The sequence below is a fragment of the Sphingopyxis sp. 22461 genome (assembly GCF_052044915.1).
Taxonomy (GTDB): Bacteria; Pseudomonadota; Alphaproteobacteria; order Sphingomonadales; family Sphingomonadaceae; genus Sphingopyxis.
In genome coordinates, this window is record NZ_JBQENY010000002.1 from 302,757 (window position 1) to 318,148 (window position 15,392).

At 62.9% G+C, this 15,392-nt stretch carries 16 protein-coding genes; 9 read left to right on the forward strand and 7 right to left on the reverse strand.

What is annotated here, in order from left to right:
* The first annotated feature begins 198 nt into the window (after positions 1 to 198).
* The 3 genes from groES (at position 199) to ACTJI5_RS04060 (ending at position 2,432) form a co-directional block, all read left to right on the forward strand.
* A complete protein-coding gene (groES, locus tag ACTJI5_RS04050; RefSeq protein WP_056350212.1) occupies positions 199 to 513 on the forward strand; it encodes a co-chaperone GroES in 315 nt (104 codons plus the stop codon).
* Positions 514 to 557: 44 nt separating this feature from the next.
* On the forward strand, positions 558 to 2,177 hold the full coding sequence (gene groL, locus ACTJI5_RS04055) for a chaperonin GroEL (protein ID WP_137892611.1): 1,620 nt from the start codon (positions 558 to 560) through the stop codon (positions 2,175 to 2,177).
* Positions 2,178 to 2,249: 72 nt separating this feature from the next.
* Complete coding sequence (locus ACTJI5_RS04060) at positions 2,250 to 2,432, forward strand: hypothetical protein (RefSeq protein ID WP_137892609.1); 183 nt, start codon at positions 2,250 to 2,252, stop codon at positions 2,430 to 2,432.
* A 65-nt stretch (positions 2,433 to 2,497) separates the two neighbouring features.
* Here ACTJI5_RS04060 and ACTJI5_RS04065 read toward each other — a convergent pair whose 3' ends face one another.
* The 3 genes from ACTJI5_RS04065 to ACTJI5_RS04075 all read right to left on the reverse strand — a co-directional run bounded on the left by ACTJI5_RS04065 (position 2,498) and on the right by ACTJI5_RS04075 (position 3,757).
* Positions 2,498 to 2,701 (reverse strand): hypothetical protein, encoded by a 204-nt coding sequence (locus ACTJI5_RS04065; protein ID WP_054727962.1) that lies wholly within the window; start codon positions 2,699 to 2,701, stop codon positions 2,498 to 2,500.
* Positions 2,702 to 2,869: 168 nt separating this feature from the next.
* Entirely contained in the window at positions 2,870 to 3,034 is a 165-nt protein-coding gene (locus ACTJI5_RS04070; RefSeq protein WP_440859461.1) for a hypothetical protein, read from the reverse strand.
* Positions 3,035 to 3,196: 162 nt separating this feature from the next.
* Positions 3,197 to 3,757, reverse strand: a complete 561-nt coding sequence (locus ACTJI5_RS04075) for a type 1 glutamine amidotransferase domain-containing protein (RefSeq protein ID WP_137892607.1) — start codon at positions 3,755 to 3,757, stop codon at positions 3,197 to 3,199.
* Between the two features lie 838 nt (positions 3,758 to 4,595).
* On the opposite strand from ACTJI5_RS04075, the gene ACTJI5_RS04080 reads away from it, so the two are divergent.
* From ACTJI5_RS04080 to ACTJI5_RS04095, 4 genes are all read left to right on the forward strand, one after another.
* Complete coding sequence (locus ACTJI5_RS04080; RefSeq protein ID WP_082395591.1) at positions 4,596 to 5,519, forward strand: ATP-grasp fold amidoligase family protein; 924 nt, start codon at positions 4,596 to 4,598, stop codon at positions 5,517 to 5,519.
* Positions 5,520 to 5,725: 206 nt separating this feature from the next.
* Entirely contained in the window at positions 5,726 to 6,517 is a 792-nt protein-coding gene (locus tag ACTJI5_RS04085; protein ID WP_137892605.1) for a BON domain-containing protein, read from the forward strand.
* Positions 6,518 to 6,731: 214 nt separating this feature from the next.
* Positions 6,732 to 7,340, forward strand: coding sequence for a flavodoxin family protein (locus ACTJI5_RS04090; RefSeq protein ID WP_137892603.1), 609 nt, complete (start codon positions 6,732 to 6,734; stop codon positions 7,338 to 7,340).
* A 373-nt stretch (positions 7,341 to 7,713) separates the two neighbouring features.
* Positions 7,714 to 8,052 carry a hypothetical protein gene (locus tag ACTJI5_RS04095; protein WP_056350203.1) on the forward strand — a complete coding sequence of 113 codons (339 nt, stop codon included), beginning with the start codon at positions 7,714 to 7,716 and terminating at the stop codon, positions 8,050 to 8,052.
* 186 nt (positions 8,053 to 8,238) lie between these two features.
* Here the strand turns inward: ACTJI5_RS04095 and ACTJI5_RS04100 are convergent, their stop codons facing one another.
* The 3 genes from ACTJI5_RS04100 to ACTJI5_RS04110 form a co-directional block, all read right to left on the reverse strand.
* Positions 8,239 to 11,064, reverse strand: coding sequence for a CHAT domain-containing protein (locus tag ACTJI5_RS04100; RefSeq protein WP_137892601.1), 2,826 nt, complete (start codon positions 11,062 to 11,064; stop codon positions 8,239 to 8,241).
* Positions 11,065 to 11,236: 172 nt separating this feature from the next.
* Positions 11,237 to 12,217, reverse strand: coding sequence for a hypothetical protein (locus ACTJI5_RS04105; protein ID WP_137892600.1), 981 nt, complete (start codon positions 12,215 to 12,217; stop codon positions 11,237 to 11,239).
* A 355-nt stretch (positions 12,218 to 12,572) separates the two neighbouring features.
* Entirely contained in the window at positions 12,573 to 13,028 is a 456-nt protein-coding gene (locus ACTJI5_RS04110; RefSeq protein ID WP_137892598.1) for a hypothetical protein, read from the reverse strand.
* A 239-nt stretch (positions 13,029 to 13,267) separates the two neighbouring features.
* On the opposite strand from ACTJI5_RS04110, the gene ACTJI5_RS04115 reads away from it, so the two are divergent.
* Positions 13,268 to 13,549 (forward strand): DUF1153 domain-containing protein, encoded by a 282-nt coding sequence (locus tag ACTJI5_RS04115; RefSeq protein WP_325546247.1) that lies wholly within the window; start codon positions 13,268 to 13,270, stop codon positions 13,547 to 13,549.
* 89 nt (positions 13,550 to 13,638) lie between these two features.
* Here ACTJI5_RS04115 and ACTJI5_RS04120 read toward each other — a convergent pair whose 3' ends face one another.
* Positions 13,639 to 14,013, reverse strand: coding sequence for a glycine zipper 2TM domain-containing protein (locus ACTJI5_RS04120; protein ID WP_056350194.1), 375 nt, complete (start codon positions 14,011 to 14,013; stop codon positions 13,639 to 13,641).
* A 566-nt stretch (positions 14,014 to 14,579) separates the two neighbouring features.
* Here ACTJI5_RS04120 and ACTJI5_RS04125 point away from each other — a divergent pair.
* On the forward strand, positions 14,580 to 15,026 hold the full coding sequence (locus tag ACTJI5_RS04125) for a carboxymuconolactone decarboxylase family protein (protein ID WP_056350192.1): 447 nt from the start codon (positions 14,580 to 14,582) through the stop codon (positions 15,024 to 15,026).
* Positions 15,027 to 15,392 lie beyond the last annotated feature (366 nt).

The following is a 15,392-nucleotide window of genomic DNA, read 5'->3' on the forward strand; positions in this document are numbered from 1 at the left end:
CAGATTTTGGGAGCGAAGCGAGTCGAGTCAAGAGGCGTCAGCCCCTTGATAAGGGGCATTTGTTTTGCGCTGGCGCGAATGCGAAAAAATTTTCGTCGACCCTCTTGAAGCAAAAAATTCCGCTTCCTAGCTCATCGGCGCCGCGCGTCCTGGACAGGCGCCGGCTTATCATATCGTTATGCAACATGGAGGTTATGCATGCATTTCCGTCCCTTGCACGACCGTGTGGTCGTCCGCCGCATCGAAGCCGAGGAGAAGACCTCGGGCGGCATCATCATCCCCGACACCGCCAAGGAAAAGCCGCAGGAAGGCGAAGTCGTCGCCGTCGGTCCGGGCGCCCGCGCCGAGGACGGCACGGTCACCGCGCTCGACGTCAAGGCCGGCGACCGGATCCTGTTCGGCAAATGGTCGGGCACCGAGGTGCGCATCGACGGCGAGGAACTGCTCATCATGAAGGAGAGCGACATCCTCGGCGTGATCGAGCAGGCCGAGGCGCTCAAACAGGCGGCGTAGCGCCGATCATCACCAACTGAAAGGACAGCAAGAAGGAGGTTAAAATGGCTGCCAAGGAAGTGAAATTTGCGTCGGAGGCGCGTGATCGCATGCTGCGCGGCGTGGATACGCTTGCGAATGCAGTGAAGGTCACGCTGGGCCCCAAGGGGCGCAACGTCGTGATCGACAAAAGCTTCGGCGCGCCGCGCATCACCAAGGACGGCGTCACCGTCGCCAAGGAAATCGAGCTTGCTGACAAGTTCGAGAATATGGGCGCGCAGATGCTGCGCGAGGTCGCCTCGAAGCAGAACGACAAGGCCGGCGACGGCACGACGACCGCTACCGTGCTCGCGCAGGCGATCGTCCGCGAAGGATCGAAGGCGGTCGCAGCGGGCATGAACCCGATGGACGTCAAGCGCGGCATCGATCTCGCCGTGAATACCGTCGTCGAGGACCTCAAGGCGCATGCCAAGAAGGTCGAGGCGAATAGCGAGATCGCGCAGGTCGCGACCATCTCGGCAAATGGCGACGAGGAAGTCGGCAAGATCCTCGCCGAGGCGATGGAGAAGGTCGGCAATGAGGGCGTGATCACCGTCGAGGAAGCGAAGAGCCTCGCGACCGAACTTGAGACGGTCGAAGGCATGCAATTCGACCGCGGCTACCTCAGCCCCTATTTCATCACCAACGCCGAGAAGCTGAAGGTCGAACTCGACGACCCCTATATCCTCATCCACGAGAAGAAGCTCTCGAACCTGCAGGCGATGCTGCCGCTCCTCGAGAGCGTCGTCCAGTCGGGCCGGCCACTGCTCATCATCGCCGAGGATGTCGAGGGCGACGCGCTCGCAACGCTCGTCGTCAATCGCCTGCGCGGCGGGCTCAAGGTCGCCGCCGTCAAGGCGCCGGGCTTTGGCGACCGCCGCAAGGCGATGCTCGAGGATATAGCGGTGCTCACCGGCGGCAATGTCGTCAGCGAGGAACTCGGCATCAAGCTCGAGAGCGTCACGATCAACATGCTCGGGCGCGCGAAGAAGGTGGTCATCGACAAGGATAATACGACGATCGTCGACGGCGTCGGCGCGAAGTCGGATATCGACGGCCGGGTCACGCAGATCCGCCAGCAGATCGAGACGACCACCAGCGACTATGACCGCGAGAAGCTGCAGGAGCGGCTTGCCAAGCTCGCGGGCGGCGTCGCGGTGATCCGTGTCGGCGGCGCGACCGAGGTCGAGGTCAAGGAGAAGAAGGACCGTGTCGACGACGCGCTCCATGCGACGCGCGCGGCCGTGGAAGAAGGCATTCTTCCGGGCGGCGGCATCGCGCTGCTCCGGTCGCTGAAAGCGCTCGAAGGCCTGAAAGCCGCGAACGACGACCAGCAGTCAGGCATCGACATCGTCCGCCGCGCGCTCCGCGCCCCGGCGCGTCAGATCGCCGACAATGCCGGCGAGGACGGCGCGTGGATCGTTGGCAAGCTCCTCGAAAGCGAGGAATATAGCTGGGGCTTCAACGCCGCCACTGGCGAGTATCAGGACCTCGTCAAGGCAGGCGTGATCGACCCCGCCAAGGTCGTACGCACCGCGCTGCAGGACGCGGCCTCGGTCGCCTCGCTCCTGATCACCACCGAAGCGCTCGTCGCAGAGTTGCCGAAAGAGGAGAAGGCCGCGCCGATGCCGGCGATGGACTTCTGACATATCGAGGGCGGCGGGAAACCGCCGCCCTCACCTGCCCTGTTTCTATGCGGAGCATCAAGGAGATCGGCAATGCCGTTCGGAGGTCATAACATTCGAAATTGTGTGTCGGAGATCAAGCTGCGGCATGGCAAACAGGCCGACTTCATCGTCTCCAGGCAGGTGCAATGGTCGCGCGACCGGGGCAATGACGAAGAGATCGCATTCTGGAACGCCGTGCTGACTGACTTGCATCGAACGACTTCTCCGCATTGAAAAGGTGGCCGCCAAGGGGCGCTCCGATCCAGGCGGGCGACCGCTTGCCAACCCATGCTTCCAATTCAGTTCGTTCGACCGGTCATGCCGCGGCTTTGCGCCCAGCCGTAAAGATCGGCGATCATGCCTCGCTCGATCTCGGGTTGCAGATAGATCACGACGGCTGTTTCAGCTTCCCTGTCGATGAAGCGCATAGTCGCGTAGAAGACACCCTCGCGCTCGGTGTCGCCGCCCTCGATTTCGTCGGGCCATATCTCAATCGTTCGCACGGGCCTCTCCTTCCCATTCCGCTGTCCGCGATCGATGAAGGGAGAATGCCAAAGTGCTAGGAAGGTTGCACCTGGAATGGGCGCAGCCGGGGAATAGAAAAGGCCGGGCCGCATCGAAGTGCGGCCCTGCCCCGAGAGGACGCCTCGGCGTCACTCTTCTTTCCGACGTCAGCAGTTCTGACGATTCTCGTCGTCGCGGCCGGCCTGGTTGCCCTGGTCCTGGTCATTGTCCTGACCGGGGCTGGCGACGCTGCAGATCCTGCTGTTCCTGCTGGCCGGGGTCTCGTTCGGATTGCGATCGGCTTGGCCGCCCTGCTGGTCGTTCTGTCCCATGTGGGTCATCCCCTTTCCAAACTGCCTGGGCGGCAGGCTTGGAAACGACGCGCCATAAAGCAGCGAGTTCCCGCCGCTTTCAACAGCTTACCGCAAGAATCGCTGTGCCCGCACGCGATCGCCTTTTCACAACTCAACAGTCCCGTATTGAGCTCGGCACAGCTACGCCCGCGCCCTGCGGTCGGCCACCGCTGCGACGATCGCATCGCAAAAGTCGGGCAGGTCGTCGGGACAGCGACTGGTGATGATATTGCCGTCGACCACGACGCTCTCATCGACCACCTGCGCGCCGGCATTGGCAACATCGGTGCGGATCGACTTGTAGCTCGTCATCCGCTTGCCGGATGCGAGCCCGGCTTCGACGAGAAGCCACGGCGCATGGCAAATCGCGGCAACCGGCTTGCCAGCACCTGCGAAGGCCCGAATGATCGAGATCGCCTTGTCCTCGACCCGCAGCAAGTCGGGATTGATCTGGCCGCCCGGCAGGACGAGCGCGTCATAACGGTCGGTGTCGACGTCGGCGATCTTGAGATCGACTTCGACCTCGTCGCCCCAATCGTCTTCGTCCCAGCCGGTAATATCATCATCGTCGATCGATGCGATTTCGACCTCCGCGCCGGCGTCCTCCAGACGCTGAAGTGGCACTTCAAGCTCGGATTGTTCGAAGCCATCTGTCGCCATGATCAGGATCCTGCAGCCGGCGAGTATATTGTCCTTGGTCATCGGAAAGCTCCTTTGCTGTCTTATGACCAATGCGCCGCGGCTATCGTCGTTCCCGCCCGTGCCCGCGCGCGCGGCTCTCCGTCCTCGTCTATCGGTAATGGCCGCACCGAGGCCTGAGGCCGCGATTGCGTCGAGGGCAGCCTCGACAATTTTCCAGAATGGCGGCGACCGTGCGTCCCATCTTTGCAACCTTTCTTCGCCAACTGCATTTCAACCGCGCACGGGCTTCGACGGTGATCGGTCGGTCTGCCGCCGCCATGTGCATCGCTTCGCGTATCGCCGCGGCTGTTCGATCCCACGTCTCAGTCGAATTGCCGTCGGCGTACGCATCCAATCGTCGTCCGGGCCGCTCCCCTACGTTGTCCGAATATCGGCGCGCATATCCGGCTCAACGACATATCGCTCAGTTTGGCCGTCGGAGTGTGTTACGCGCCTAATGTTTGAGGCAAGCGGATGCTGCAATCGAATCATCGGATACACGGTCAGCATTTTTTCTGTTTCGGCATAGTCACGCCGGGGTCTTTCCCTCCCCCCTTCGCTCGAATAGGCTGACCGGTAGCAATCTTCCTTTGCCCTTTCATGAAGATCCGAGGTTGAGACGTGCGATGCTGCACGCGATCCGCAGCGGTGCGCGCGATGACGCGTTCCTCACCGGTTGGTCGCACCCGAGCGCCTGAGCGCTGCCTGGATGATCGGAGGTCGGTCGATGATATTGCCGGGAGCGTTTTCTGCGCCGGGTCGTTCGTATCCGCATGCAGCTTTGCCGCGAAATAAACCTGGATCGGCCGAGCTTCCGCGATAGCGGCCACACGTCGTTCAGCCGTGAGACCGACATGGCATGAAACTCTCGCGCGCCTCGGAAGACCCGGCGAAAGTGGACAATGTCGGCTCCTCGATAGCCGCGCACCGGATTGCCCTTCTCTACGCCTTGCGTCATCGACGCCTGCCCGACTTGCTCAATCCGACGCGCTTCACCGAGCTCGTCCAGCTCCGCAAATTGAATGATCGGTCACCGTTGCAAACGACGCTGCTGGATAAGCTTGAGGCAAAATGCTTGGCCTCGAAGCAACTCGGCGCAAACTGGATCATACCGACGCTCTGGCAGGGCCAGATGCTGCCGCGCTTCATTCCGTTCGCCCTCCCATCTATCGTCAAAGCGCGTCATGGGTGTAACCAGTATCAAATCCTGGAGACGTTTCCGGATTGCGAACGCTGGAAGCAGGTCCAGCGAGCCGCGCGCCGGTGGCAGCGCCGGGAGTACGGCCGCTGGCTCGACGAATGGGCTTATCGCAATGTGCCGCGTGGCGTTTTCGCCGAGCCGTTGCTCGGCGGCGCACGTCCTCTCCCCATCGACTACAAGATCTACGTCTTCGGCGGTGCCGCGACGCACGTCCAGGTACATTTGGGGCGCGGTGTCCGTCACCGCTGGATATTGCATGACCGCAACTGGCGGCAGCTTGTGCCTGCCGCCGATCGACCTTCCAGACCGTCCTCCCTCGGGGCGATGCTGCAAGCTGCAGAGACGCTTGCCGGGAACCTAGCCTTCGTTCGGGTCGATTTTTACGAAATCGACTGCCAACCGCTTTTCGGCGAGTTTTGCCTTTATCCCGGCTCTGGCCTCGATCCTTTTGCAGCCGACTGGATCGACGTCGAGCTGGGAAGGCTTTGGAAAGATGCGTTGGAGAGATCCGGTTCCCCAGCGGCAAGTTCGACGGCCCCGGCGCACGCGCGGCCCACTGGGTATGATCCTTTCCAGATTTGATTCTCCATGAGAATTCGGCATCGCCGGCGACGCCTGCCGCCCATTGGAGAGATCGGGTCACATTCTTCGATGCGTTGACTTCGCAGCGCGACATATTGCGCCCAGATCGGGAACTTGCCCCCACTCCATGCGTCGGTTCGGCGGGACGGGGGGTTGCCTCCCTTCCCGGCAACCTGCCCGCCACCCTCAACAAATGGAGATGGATCATGGACAGGTTCGACGACCGCACCCCGCTCTGGGATTATAGCGACAACAGCAGCCCCGACACCGGCGCATCGCCGGGTCGCTACAACCGCGGCCGCGCAGAGGATGCGTCGCGCGCTTATGTGGCGATCGAGGAAGACGAGCGCGAGCAGCGCCGCCCGCGCCGCGCCTATCGCGAGCAGGAATATCGCCGCGATAATTGGGAGGATGAGCGCGCGGGCGACTATCGCCGGCCGGTCCGCCGCGCTGAGCGCTCCGATTGGCCCCGTTACGACCGCACGCCCCGCCGCGACGCCTATTACGATGCTGCCGGCGAAGCCCGAGGCGAGGATCGTTCGCGCGGCGGTAACTACTGGCCGAGCGAGTTCGGCTATCTCCCGGTCGAGGGCTATTCGCCTTACGGCCAATATCCGCGGACGCGCAGCCCCGATTATGACCCGGGCGAACGCGGCTTCCTCGACCGCGCCGGCGACGAAGTGCTTTCCTGGTTCGGCGATCGCGACGCGCGCCGTCGCCGGGAACTCGATCACCGCGGCCGCGGTCCCAAAAGCTATATCCGCTCAGACGAGCGCATCCGCGAGGACGTGAACGACCGTCTTACCGAGGATGTCTGGATCGACGCCTCCGAGATCGAGGTCAGCGTCGCAGATGGCGAAGTCACGCTCTCCGGCACGGTCGAGGATCGCCGGTCGAAGCGCCGCGCCGAAGATGTCGCCGACGACGTCACGGGCGTCAAACATGTGCAGAACAATCTGCGCTACAGCTCGGGCGTCGTCAGTCCCAAGCTCGATTGACCCGGCAAGCCGACAGGAAGGGGCCGCTTTGGCGGCCCCTTCTTACTGCCCGCGCTCGGCGGCACCGATATTTTCAACATGAATTCCCTGTCGGAACTCGCCCAAGGCGCGTCGAGAGCGGACGCTCATCGTCATTCCGGGTACGCCGCCAGTATGACATCGGAACCAACCGCGACCGGCGCGCGCTTCACCCCGGCGGGGTAAAGGAGACGATATGCCCCCGATTACCGCTACCGCGATCAATTGCTCGCTGTCGGCCCGTGGCCGCAAGAGCTCGACCGATGCCATGCTCGCGGTGCTTACCGAACATTTCGAGGCGGAAGGCGTCCGTGTCGGCAAGCCCATCCGTATCGCCGCGCACAGCATCAAATGGGGTGTCACCTCGAACGAGGGTGCTGGCGACGAATGGCCGAAAATTCGCGAGGCGATCCTCGCCTCCGATATTCTCATCTTCGGCACACCGATCTGGATGGGTCAAGCATCAAGCGTCGCCAAGCTTGTGATGGAACGAATGGATGCCTTCCTGTCGGAGACCGACGACAAGGGGCGGATGCCAAGCTTTTCGAAAGTGGCTGTTGCCGCGATCGTCGGCAATGAAGACGGCACGCATAATGCTTCGTCGCAAATCTTTCAGGCGCTGAACGATGTGGGATGGACGATTCCCGCCGTGGCCGCCTGCTACTGGGTCGGTGAGGCGATGGGTTCAGTCGATTTCAAGGATCTTCAGCATCGCCCCAGCAAAGTAACCGAGACCGCCAAAATGGTGGCCGCTAATGCCACGCATCTTGCCCGACTATTGAGGGAATCACCTTATCCTGGCTGAGCAGGTCGATCGCGCGAGCCGTCCGACCTCCTATCCTGCTGCCTTGGCCCGCACATGCTACGAGACAATCAGCAAGCGCTCTTTGGCGCGTTAACCGCTTGTGGCCATTTAAGAACGGTCCGGTTTTGGCGGGAGACCGAGAGAGGCGGACATCCGCGGCGCGCCGGATAGCCACGACCGGAAGCGACCGATTGCGGACACCGGCTTTGTATGTATCCTCCACTATATGTTTGGGGAGCGACCGATGATCGGGAGGCGGAAGGCAATCACAGCGGTGGCGTGCGCCACGTTTATGCCGGGAACGGCAATGTCTTGTCAGATATCATCGCCTCGCCCAGACCCTGTATTTGATAGGCAGGCGCAAGAAAAACGTTTGAGACTCGTCGAAAGGTTTTTTGAGAAGATCGGTCAAGCGGGGTCGTTCGAAGAAATCGAGCGCTCGACCGAGAGCATGCGACGGGCCAGTTTTCGGTGGCCCGCTCCGCAACCGTTCCAACTGCTGGAAGCCACGCCAGTGGGCGATCTGGTGATCGCGCGCGCACGAGGGATTGAAGCCACGCCCGAGAATGAGTGCAATCCGTTCGTCACGGTCCACGCTTATTACTCGTTCCATTTCGACCAAGACCAGATCGCTCTGATGAATATGATTAGTTATGGCGCTCTGTGGCCGGCCCAAGAGATACCGGAGGCTATTTTTCTGGAACGAGACTAACTCGCTCTTGAGCAGCCGACTGTTGCATCCGCTTGCCATCCCATTCAGCCACCTGTTCGCTGCGAGCCAGCGCCGACGCTTGACCTGGCCGGTAGCAGACGGGCGGATTCAAGACCAAATTTGCGCTCAGCGGACGTTTGGAGGGCGACCTGAACTCATAACGCACTGCGAGCACCCGAACTCTCGCTACCGCACGCCCCGGTCGGTGGTTCCGACAAACACGAGCGGCGCCCAAACCGCTGGAGACGAGGTATCGTCTTTTGCGCGAAGCGCCAGTATCGCCTGCCGGAACGCAGCCCCCGGAGCGCCGGGATGCTTTTCGATGCCTGCAAAGAGATGCGTGACGATTTCGGCCCCGGCCTCATCGTCGAGCGGCCAGTGCGACACCAGAAGCGAACCCGCGCCAGCATAAAAGAAAGACTGCGCCAAGCCCGACAGCCCGTCCGCTTCGGCGCTGCCGTTCGAACTTGCCGTGTTGCACGCCGACAGTACGACGATATCCGCTGCGAGCTTCAGTTGCGCGGCTTCCGAGGCGGTGAGAAGACCATCGTCCCTGTCGGACTGCGCCCCCGCTAATGGCGGCGTGAAGACGAGACCCGGCTCGCCATCGAGCCCCGTCTCGCTCGCCAGCAGACCGTGCGTCGAAAAAAGGACATAGCGTGCATTGGCCAGCCCGGGATTCGACTTGACCGATCCCTCGGTCGCCGCGGAGCCCATAAGAGCAACAGTCTGTCCAGGATCGAACATCGATCGCACGCCCTCGATCTCGCGGCGCGTGCCTGGAAGCGAAGGCATCGCCATGATCCGGGCCGGGTCCGCTATGCCACGCTGGAACAGTTCCGAATATTCCACGATACCCCGGTCGTCGCCTGAATGACCCTTGAGCGCCGGATCGCCCGCAGCGAACAGGATCGTCTGCGATGGCGGACGATTGCGACCGGGTCCAGGGCCGCAACCGGCCGGGCGATCACCCGCAGGCCGAAGCAGGCAACGCAACGAGTAAAGGCTTGAAACCGACGGCAGCGTCGAAATCTCGTAACGATCAATCAGAAATTGCGGCTTCTGCGTGTCGGCGCCGGCTGTGACGAGCAAGGTCAACGGCAGGCTGCTCAGCGGACCTGGCGTCACGGTCATCAGACGTGTTGCGCCGCCGAGGGACGTTTCGATGGGCGCAATGAGCTCCTGATACAGATTGTGCGCAAGCTGCTCGTCGAAATTGTCGACGCTCCCGACCCAGCGCTCGCGAAGGTCGCGCTTGATCTGACCGCGCAGCCGCTCAACGCTCTTCGCCAAGGCATCGCGGGTCAGGCGCGAACGATGCCATGTAAATCCCGAGCGCGTCAGAACAAAGACCGACGTGCCCCGCTCGTCAGAAAGGAAGAAAAGAACGGCTTCGTCCTTGTCGAGCAGCGCCTGCACTCGTTCGGCGGCGATCGGCCGAGGCTTGACGAGCTGATCATAGGCGGGGTCGATCGCGGCGATCTCCTCGGTCGACATCTCGTCCATCACGGCATCAACGTCGCGCAAATAGAATTTTCCTAGCAACTCGCGATCGGTATCGGGGCTGCCGGGAACCGATAGCCATTGCGCGATCTCGCGGTTGAGCGACGCAACGCTCGCGCGCACCTCCTCGCGGAACCGCTCCTTTTCCGCGACCGGGCCATCGCTGCGCGATGTGCGTGCCGAAACCTTGGCGAGTGTCGCCGCGGTCTCGCCGATCGACGACCATTGGGCCGCCTCGAACGCTTCTCCGCGCGTGAGCGAGCTTGCCGCTTCGGGAGGAAGGGCGCCGAGCAGTCCCTCAAAGACGGGACGGTAGCGCCGGACGGCGCGAACAAGCCCCTCGGTTGTGTCGGCCGCCTCGACCCGCGCCACCGCGCCTGAGACAGCCTTCCGATATTCGGCCGCGGCATCGGCGTGCTGCCCTGGATCGAGCGCGAGGATGGCGGCGCCGCGCGCCGCATGCGCATCGATGCGCCGGTCGTCGCTCCTGTCCCAAGTCGTATCGACGACCGGCATTGCCTCGGCGAGAATCGGGGCACCTTCGTTAGCGCGCCCCTCAGCGACGAGCGCAGCGCCGAGCCGGGTGAGAAATTCGAGACGCGACGCGCCTCGCCCGCCGCGGAGCAGGTCCGGCTCGGCATCGAAGCGCGCCACCGCCTTTGCCATGTTCCCGCTCCGCGCGAGAAAAGCGATCTCGTCGCGGGCGAGGCGACCCCGGACTGCCGCCCAGTCATCGGGGTCCCATCCCTCACCGTTGTGCTCGCGTTCCCATTCATACCCGACCGCCGCCTCGACATAATCCGCAGCGCCACCGCTCGCTTCGCCCGGCACCAGCGCCGCAACTGCCAGAAAATCGGGGAGCGCGCGTTTAGCTTCGGGTGAGCCCATCATGGCCAACGTCGAGAGCAGGCTGTCGGCGGCAGCGAGATAACCGCGCGCCTCCTCATTGCGGCCCTGCAGCGCAAGGTTGCGGGTCAGCCGCAGGAGCGACGTGCGGAGCGCCGCATCGGAGAGCCGCTCGGTTCCCTGGAACTCCATCGCCCGCACGATGTTGTATCGCAGCCCGTCCCGCAAATACTGCTCGCCTTCTACCGGCCGGCCGTAGAGCGACAGCATTTCACCGAGGTTGCCGAACGCCGACGCGAAGATCGGCCCATCGAAGCCCTTTAGCCTGTTAACCTGGGCGTGGAGGAGGCGCGCGGTGCGAAGGGCCATACCTTCGCCCTTTTCGTCGCGATCGAAATCACCATGATCCACCGCCCAGGCAGTCAGCGCATCGCTTTGCAAGGCGAGCAGTCCGACGCAAGGATCGGACCCTTTGACCGCGACGCAAGCTTCATGCTCGCGGCGTGCCAAAGTCATCGCCTCGTCATAGCGTTTGGCGGCGAGCGCATCGTTCAGCTCGGCACTCGCGGGAACGGGGTCGACGGACAGCTTGGCGGAAACCTCGGGCGCCGCCAAGGCAAGCGCCCCGAAGAGCAACCATGATTTGTACCGGATCAATTGCACGCCCCCTGCCCTAGCGCGACCCCTGACCGACCTATCGCGGCGCGCGAAGGACGCAAGCAAGATCGCTGCGCCTCACCGGCCTCGCGATCGCCGCCTCGGGCGCCAAAGCACTATTTCGAACACCCGCAGTGCTCGTGAAACCGATTTGTGCAAGCTCGGCAGCGGCAGACGGCTACATGCCGGGGACGGCTCCGCCCGACAGCGCTTCTTGCACGCAGGCCTGCTGGAAAGCGCGTGCGGCGCCCGGGTCGGCGCGAGCGAGCGCCGTGACCGCCGACGTGGCCGCGGCGCGGCGTTCCTCGGAGAAATCCTCCGTCCGGATGTCCCACCAGTCGCGCACCTGCCAGCTCGGCCCCGATACCTGTCCCTCGGCGGCGAGCTGCCCGACGAACATTTCCACATGCGCGCGGCACGCGGCCTCGTGGGCGCCGCTCTCGCCGCCGGATGGCGCCGAAGCGGTCCGCTGCGCGCGTTGCGCGCGGTAGCGCGCGAGCAGCGTGCGGCCGTCGATTGCGGGCACACGCTTCACCTGCTGGGCCGGATCGCGACGGCAGATCATTCTCAGACTATGGTCCGCCAGGTCGTTAGCCGGCTTCGCGGCCTCACCCTTGCCGAACGACCGCAGCTTCGCGCCCGAACTCGAGAAGGCGGCGCCCCCGAGCAGCTGCGACTTGAGCGCAAGGCAGTCGGCGCGGTAGGTCGCCGCCGTATACGCCGCTCCGTCGGCATCATCCTGCGGCAGCGTGAAGGCGGCCGCGAAATCGAGCGTCCCGTTGCCGCGATCGACCCAGTGAAGGTCAAAATATTTGGCGCCGTTCGGCCCCAGCGTGTCCGGCACGATGTCTGCGCTCCCTTCCTTGGCGAGGATCGCCGCAAGCTCGTCACCAAGCGCGACCACTTCGTCGTCGGGCGCGACGGCCAAGGCGAGCCGATACTGGCCAGCGGCGCCATCGATCAGGCCGAGCGCGACGTAAGCGCGTGCCAAATCGCGATGCCACGCGGGCAAGATCGCGAGCATATGATGGCGCGGGGCCACCAGCGTTTCGAGGATGCCCGCCGCTTCGGCAGGGTGACCCGCGTCGATCGCTTGCGCTGCGATCCGAGCGGCGGCGGCATCCCTGTCGGCCTGGCTGCCGTCAACGGCTGGAGGCACGGAAGCGCCGACTGCCGCGGAAGGGCCGATGACCGCGAGGAGGAACCCGGCGATGACATGCCGGCAATGGGTCGCGCCTCGCTTCGCCTGATGCCTCACAAGGTGAGCCTTTGTCCCGCCCGGCCGCGGCGCATCCACTCTCATCGCCGATCCTCCATCATTTTACTGCCCTAGTTCCCTCACCCGCGCCCGCTTCTCGCATCGCGGCCGACAGAACAAAAAGATCGGAACCCTTTCATCGGAGCAAGCTGGTTCGTCTGTTTTGCGGCGAGAACTCACATGCAAAAATCAGGCCGGATTTGACGTGAGCGCTATCGTTTGCCGCGCAGCGACTGGCCTTCGCTTCTTTCATCGCTCACTTGCGATATTGCCATTGATATTCCGGAATATTGCCCTTGCGAAGGAAAGCGGCGGTCCAGAAATTGATCGTCAGGCCTGGCTTGCCGCCGTAAGCTGCCGACTGCACAAAAGCATGCGTAGGACAAGCTATGGTGTCCGACCGCGAGGTGTCGATCAATTCAAGGCATTGGCCGACGAACCGTGCCGACTTGGGTCCGGTCGATTCCACGCCCGTGATGCGAGCGATGACGGTTCCAGGAGGTGCCGCGATCTTCTTGAGGTATGGATCAGCGGTGTCGTATTCCACGATCGTTACCACGCCATTTGCCACGGACAGCTTGATCTTGTGGTCGACGCCATACCATTCGCCATCGATCGCCTTGACCGGATTTGCCGGCAAGTCAGGCACCGTCTGAGCCTGCGCCGGTACTGCCATCAGCGCCAACGCCACCATCATATTCGCAGTTCGCATCTGTTTTCCCCCCGTTACAGCATTGAGGCTGCAGCATTCCGCCCAGCCTGGCAATAGCGGCGATCATTGAGAGGGTCGCAGCGCTCCCTTCGACACGCAGTTTGGCCCGTCGCCACCCATGATCGACGAACGGTTGGCCGCATACAATGCTCCTCCGCAACCTTTTGTTAACCTCGAAACCGCATTTTTGCCGCGGGGGGCACTCATACGGCAGCAGCCGAGCGAATGGAGAGTTCGCAGTGCTCGAATTTAGGACAAGGCCGACATCGGTCGCCGGGCCGGTGGGGCCGCTGACAATCGACGATCTGCCCTCATCGACGGCAGGCTATTGGGTCGCGCGCCGCAAGGCGGAGTTGCTTGCCGCGATCGATGGCGGATTGATCGGGCTGGCCGACGACTGCGCAAGATACCGTCTCAGCGGCGAAGAGCTGGAATCGTGGCGCCGCACTATCGACCGCGCGGGCATAGCCGGTCTGCGCATGACGAAGGCACCTCGCCCGCGGCATCAGACTGTCGGATAGATTCTTCGCCACCGCCCGCACCCCCACTGCGTGCGGTGTCCAAGGGGACGGCGCGAGCAGACTGGTCCCTCTCGCGCCGTCCTTTCACATCAGCGGCATTTCAGTTCGCCGCGATCGATAGCCCGCCCGAGCAGCCCGCCGCCGGCCGCGCCGATGATCGTGCCGACCGTGCGATCACGCCCGCCATCGAGTTCGCGCCCGACGAGCGCACCGACGGCGGCGCCAATGATCAATCCGGTCGTGCCATTCTCGCGGCGGCAGTGGTAGCGGCCATCCTTGCTCCGCCAAATGCGATCATTGTGCGAAATGCGGCGAGGCTCGTAATAGCGCCCATATCCGTCATAGAGGCCACGATCCTTGGCGCGCTTGCCGTGCGCCGGCGCCCAGGGCGGCGGATCCGCCAGCGCCGGGCCGGCGGGAACGGCGAGCGCAGCGAGGACCGCAGCGGCGATATATTCTTTCATGACCCGTCTCCTTCAATCAGGCACCGGACGTAGCGGCGCGCAGCCGAACACCGGCTGAACAAACCACATGAGCGGCCGATTGCCTACCGAACGGTTCCTATCTGAAGCAACCGGTGGTCGACGTCCAATGCGCGCCAGGGCAGCTCTTTTGGCGCAGCGGTACAATAACTACCCGGCCCTCGACATTATCTGCGCCGTGCGACCCAAGAGACCTCGTCCTTTCAGGAAACCGAGATCTTCATCTGACGCCCGCACGGTTTCGGCCGCGCGGGCGTCTTTTTTGGCGCTTGCCGGTTGGCGATTGGAATGGCCGATTGGGTCGGGCGGCTTTCAACTCCAATTCCAGATAAGCGGGCATTCCGTCGCAGTACGACAATGCCGTGGCCCATCGTTTCTTGGCGCGGCCTGATCGGTACACTGCGCTAGATCAATCTCGGACCTTTCTTCCGATCCCATTCGACAGCATTCGGTCCACCGGCATTTTTTGCGCGGGATGTCACAGCGGAAGAATCCCGCTCGTCAGGCATGGTGACGCCGATTTTGGCTCAGGAAGAAAGGAAGATCAGATGAACCGGTTGAATTGGTCCGAAGTGGCTCCCGCTGGAGCGAAGGCGCTCTACGGTGTGCACCATTATGTCACCACCAGCACGGCCCTGCCTGAAGAACTGATTCACCTCGTCTTCCTCCGCGTCTCGCAGATCAACGGATGCGCTCACTGCATCGATCTGCATACCCGGGACCTTCTCAAGACCATGCCGATCGACAAGATCGCGCTGCTTCCGGTGTGGCATGAAGTCCCGCATCTGTTCCCAGACCAATATCGCGCGGCTTTGGCCTGGGCGGAGGAAGTCACGCGTGTCAGCGAGACCCACGCTTCCGACGAGGCCTATTCAGCAGCCGCCGAGGCATTCGAGCCGAAAGACCTCGTGGACCTGACGATCGCGATCGCGGCGATGAACGCCTTCAACAGGCTTGGCGCACCATTCCGTCTTCCGGTTGCGGTCAAGCCCTGAGGCGCGAGAGCTGCTCCCTTTTTGGCGTCGCGGTACAATATCAGGTCTACCAGCGAAGCTAGGCGCGCCATGCGACCCAAGAGAGCTCTTCCTTTCAGGAAACTCAGCTCTTTATCTTACGCCCGTCCGATTTCGATCGGGCGGGTGTTCTTTTTCGGCAAATCGTTCGTTGTGGCCGACCGGAGACAGTCTGCTGATGGCATCAGAATGCAAGGAGCTGCCATTAGGTCCGTTGCGGCAGATTGCAGCTCCGGCTTCGTTGGCGAGAATGGTCAGCGACGGTCCCGCGGTCTGGACAATTTACAGGTGCGACACTGCAAGTGCGCTTGGGTGCGAGGTCGCAACGTCAGCCGTTGAGGCATTGAC

Coding starts and splice junctions, on each gene's coding strand:
- groES (WP_056350212.1), top strand. CDS start 199: ATGCATTTCCGTCCCTTGCACGACCGTGTGGTCGTCCGCCGCATCGAA.
- groL (WP_137892611.1), top strand. CDS start 558: ATGGCTGCCAAGGAAGTGAAATTTGCGTCGGAGGCGCGTGATCGCATG.
- ACTJI5_RS04060 (WP_137892609.1), top strand. CDS start 2,250: ATGCCGTTCGGAGGTCATAACATTCGAAATTGTGTGTCGGAGATCAAG.
- ACTJI5_RS04070 (WP_440859461.1), bottom strand. CDS start 3,034: ATGGGACAGAACGACCAGCAGGGCGGCCAAGCCGATCGCAATCCGAAC.
- ACTJI5_RS04075 (WP_137892607.1), bottom strand. CDS start 3,757: ATGACCAAGGACAATATACTCGCCGGCTGCAGGATCCTGATCATGGCG.
- ACTJI5_RS04080 (WP_082395591.1), top strand. CDS start 4,596: ATGAAACTCTCGCGCGCCTCGGAAGACCCGGCGAAAGTGGACAATGTC.
- ACTJI5_RS04085 (WP_137892605.1), top strand. CDS start 5,726: ATGGACAGGTTCGACGACCGCACCCCGCTCTGGGATTATAGCGACAAC.
- ACTJI5_RS04090 (WP_137892603.1), top strand. CDS start 6,732: ATGCCCCCGATTACCGCTACCGCGATCAATTGCTCGCTGTCGGCCCGT.
- ACTJI5_RS04110 (WP_137892598.1), bottom strand. CDS start 13,028: ATGCGAACTGCGAATATGATGGTGGCGTTGGCGCTGATGGCAGTACCG.
- ACTJI5_RS04120 (WP_056350194.1), bottom strand. CDS start 14,013: ATGAAAGAATATATCGCCGCTGCGGTCCTCGCTGCGCTCGCCGTTCCC.
- ACTJI5_RS04125 (WP_056350192.1), top strand. CDS start 14,580: ATGAACCGGTTGAATTGGTCCGAAGTGGCTCCCGCTGGAGCGAAGGCG.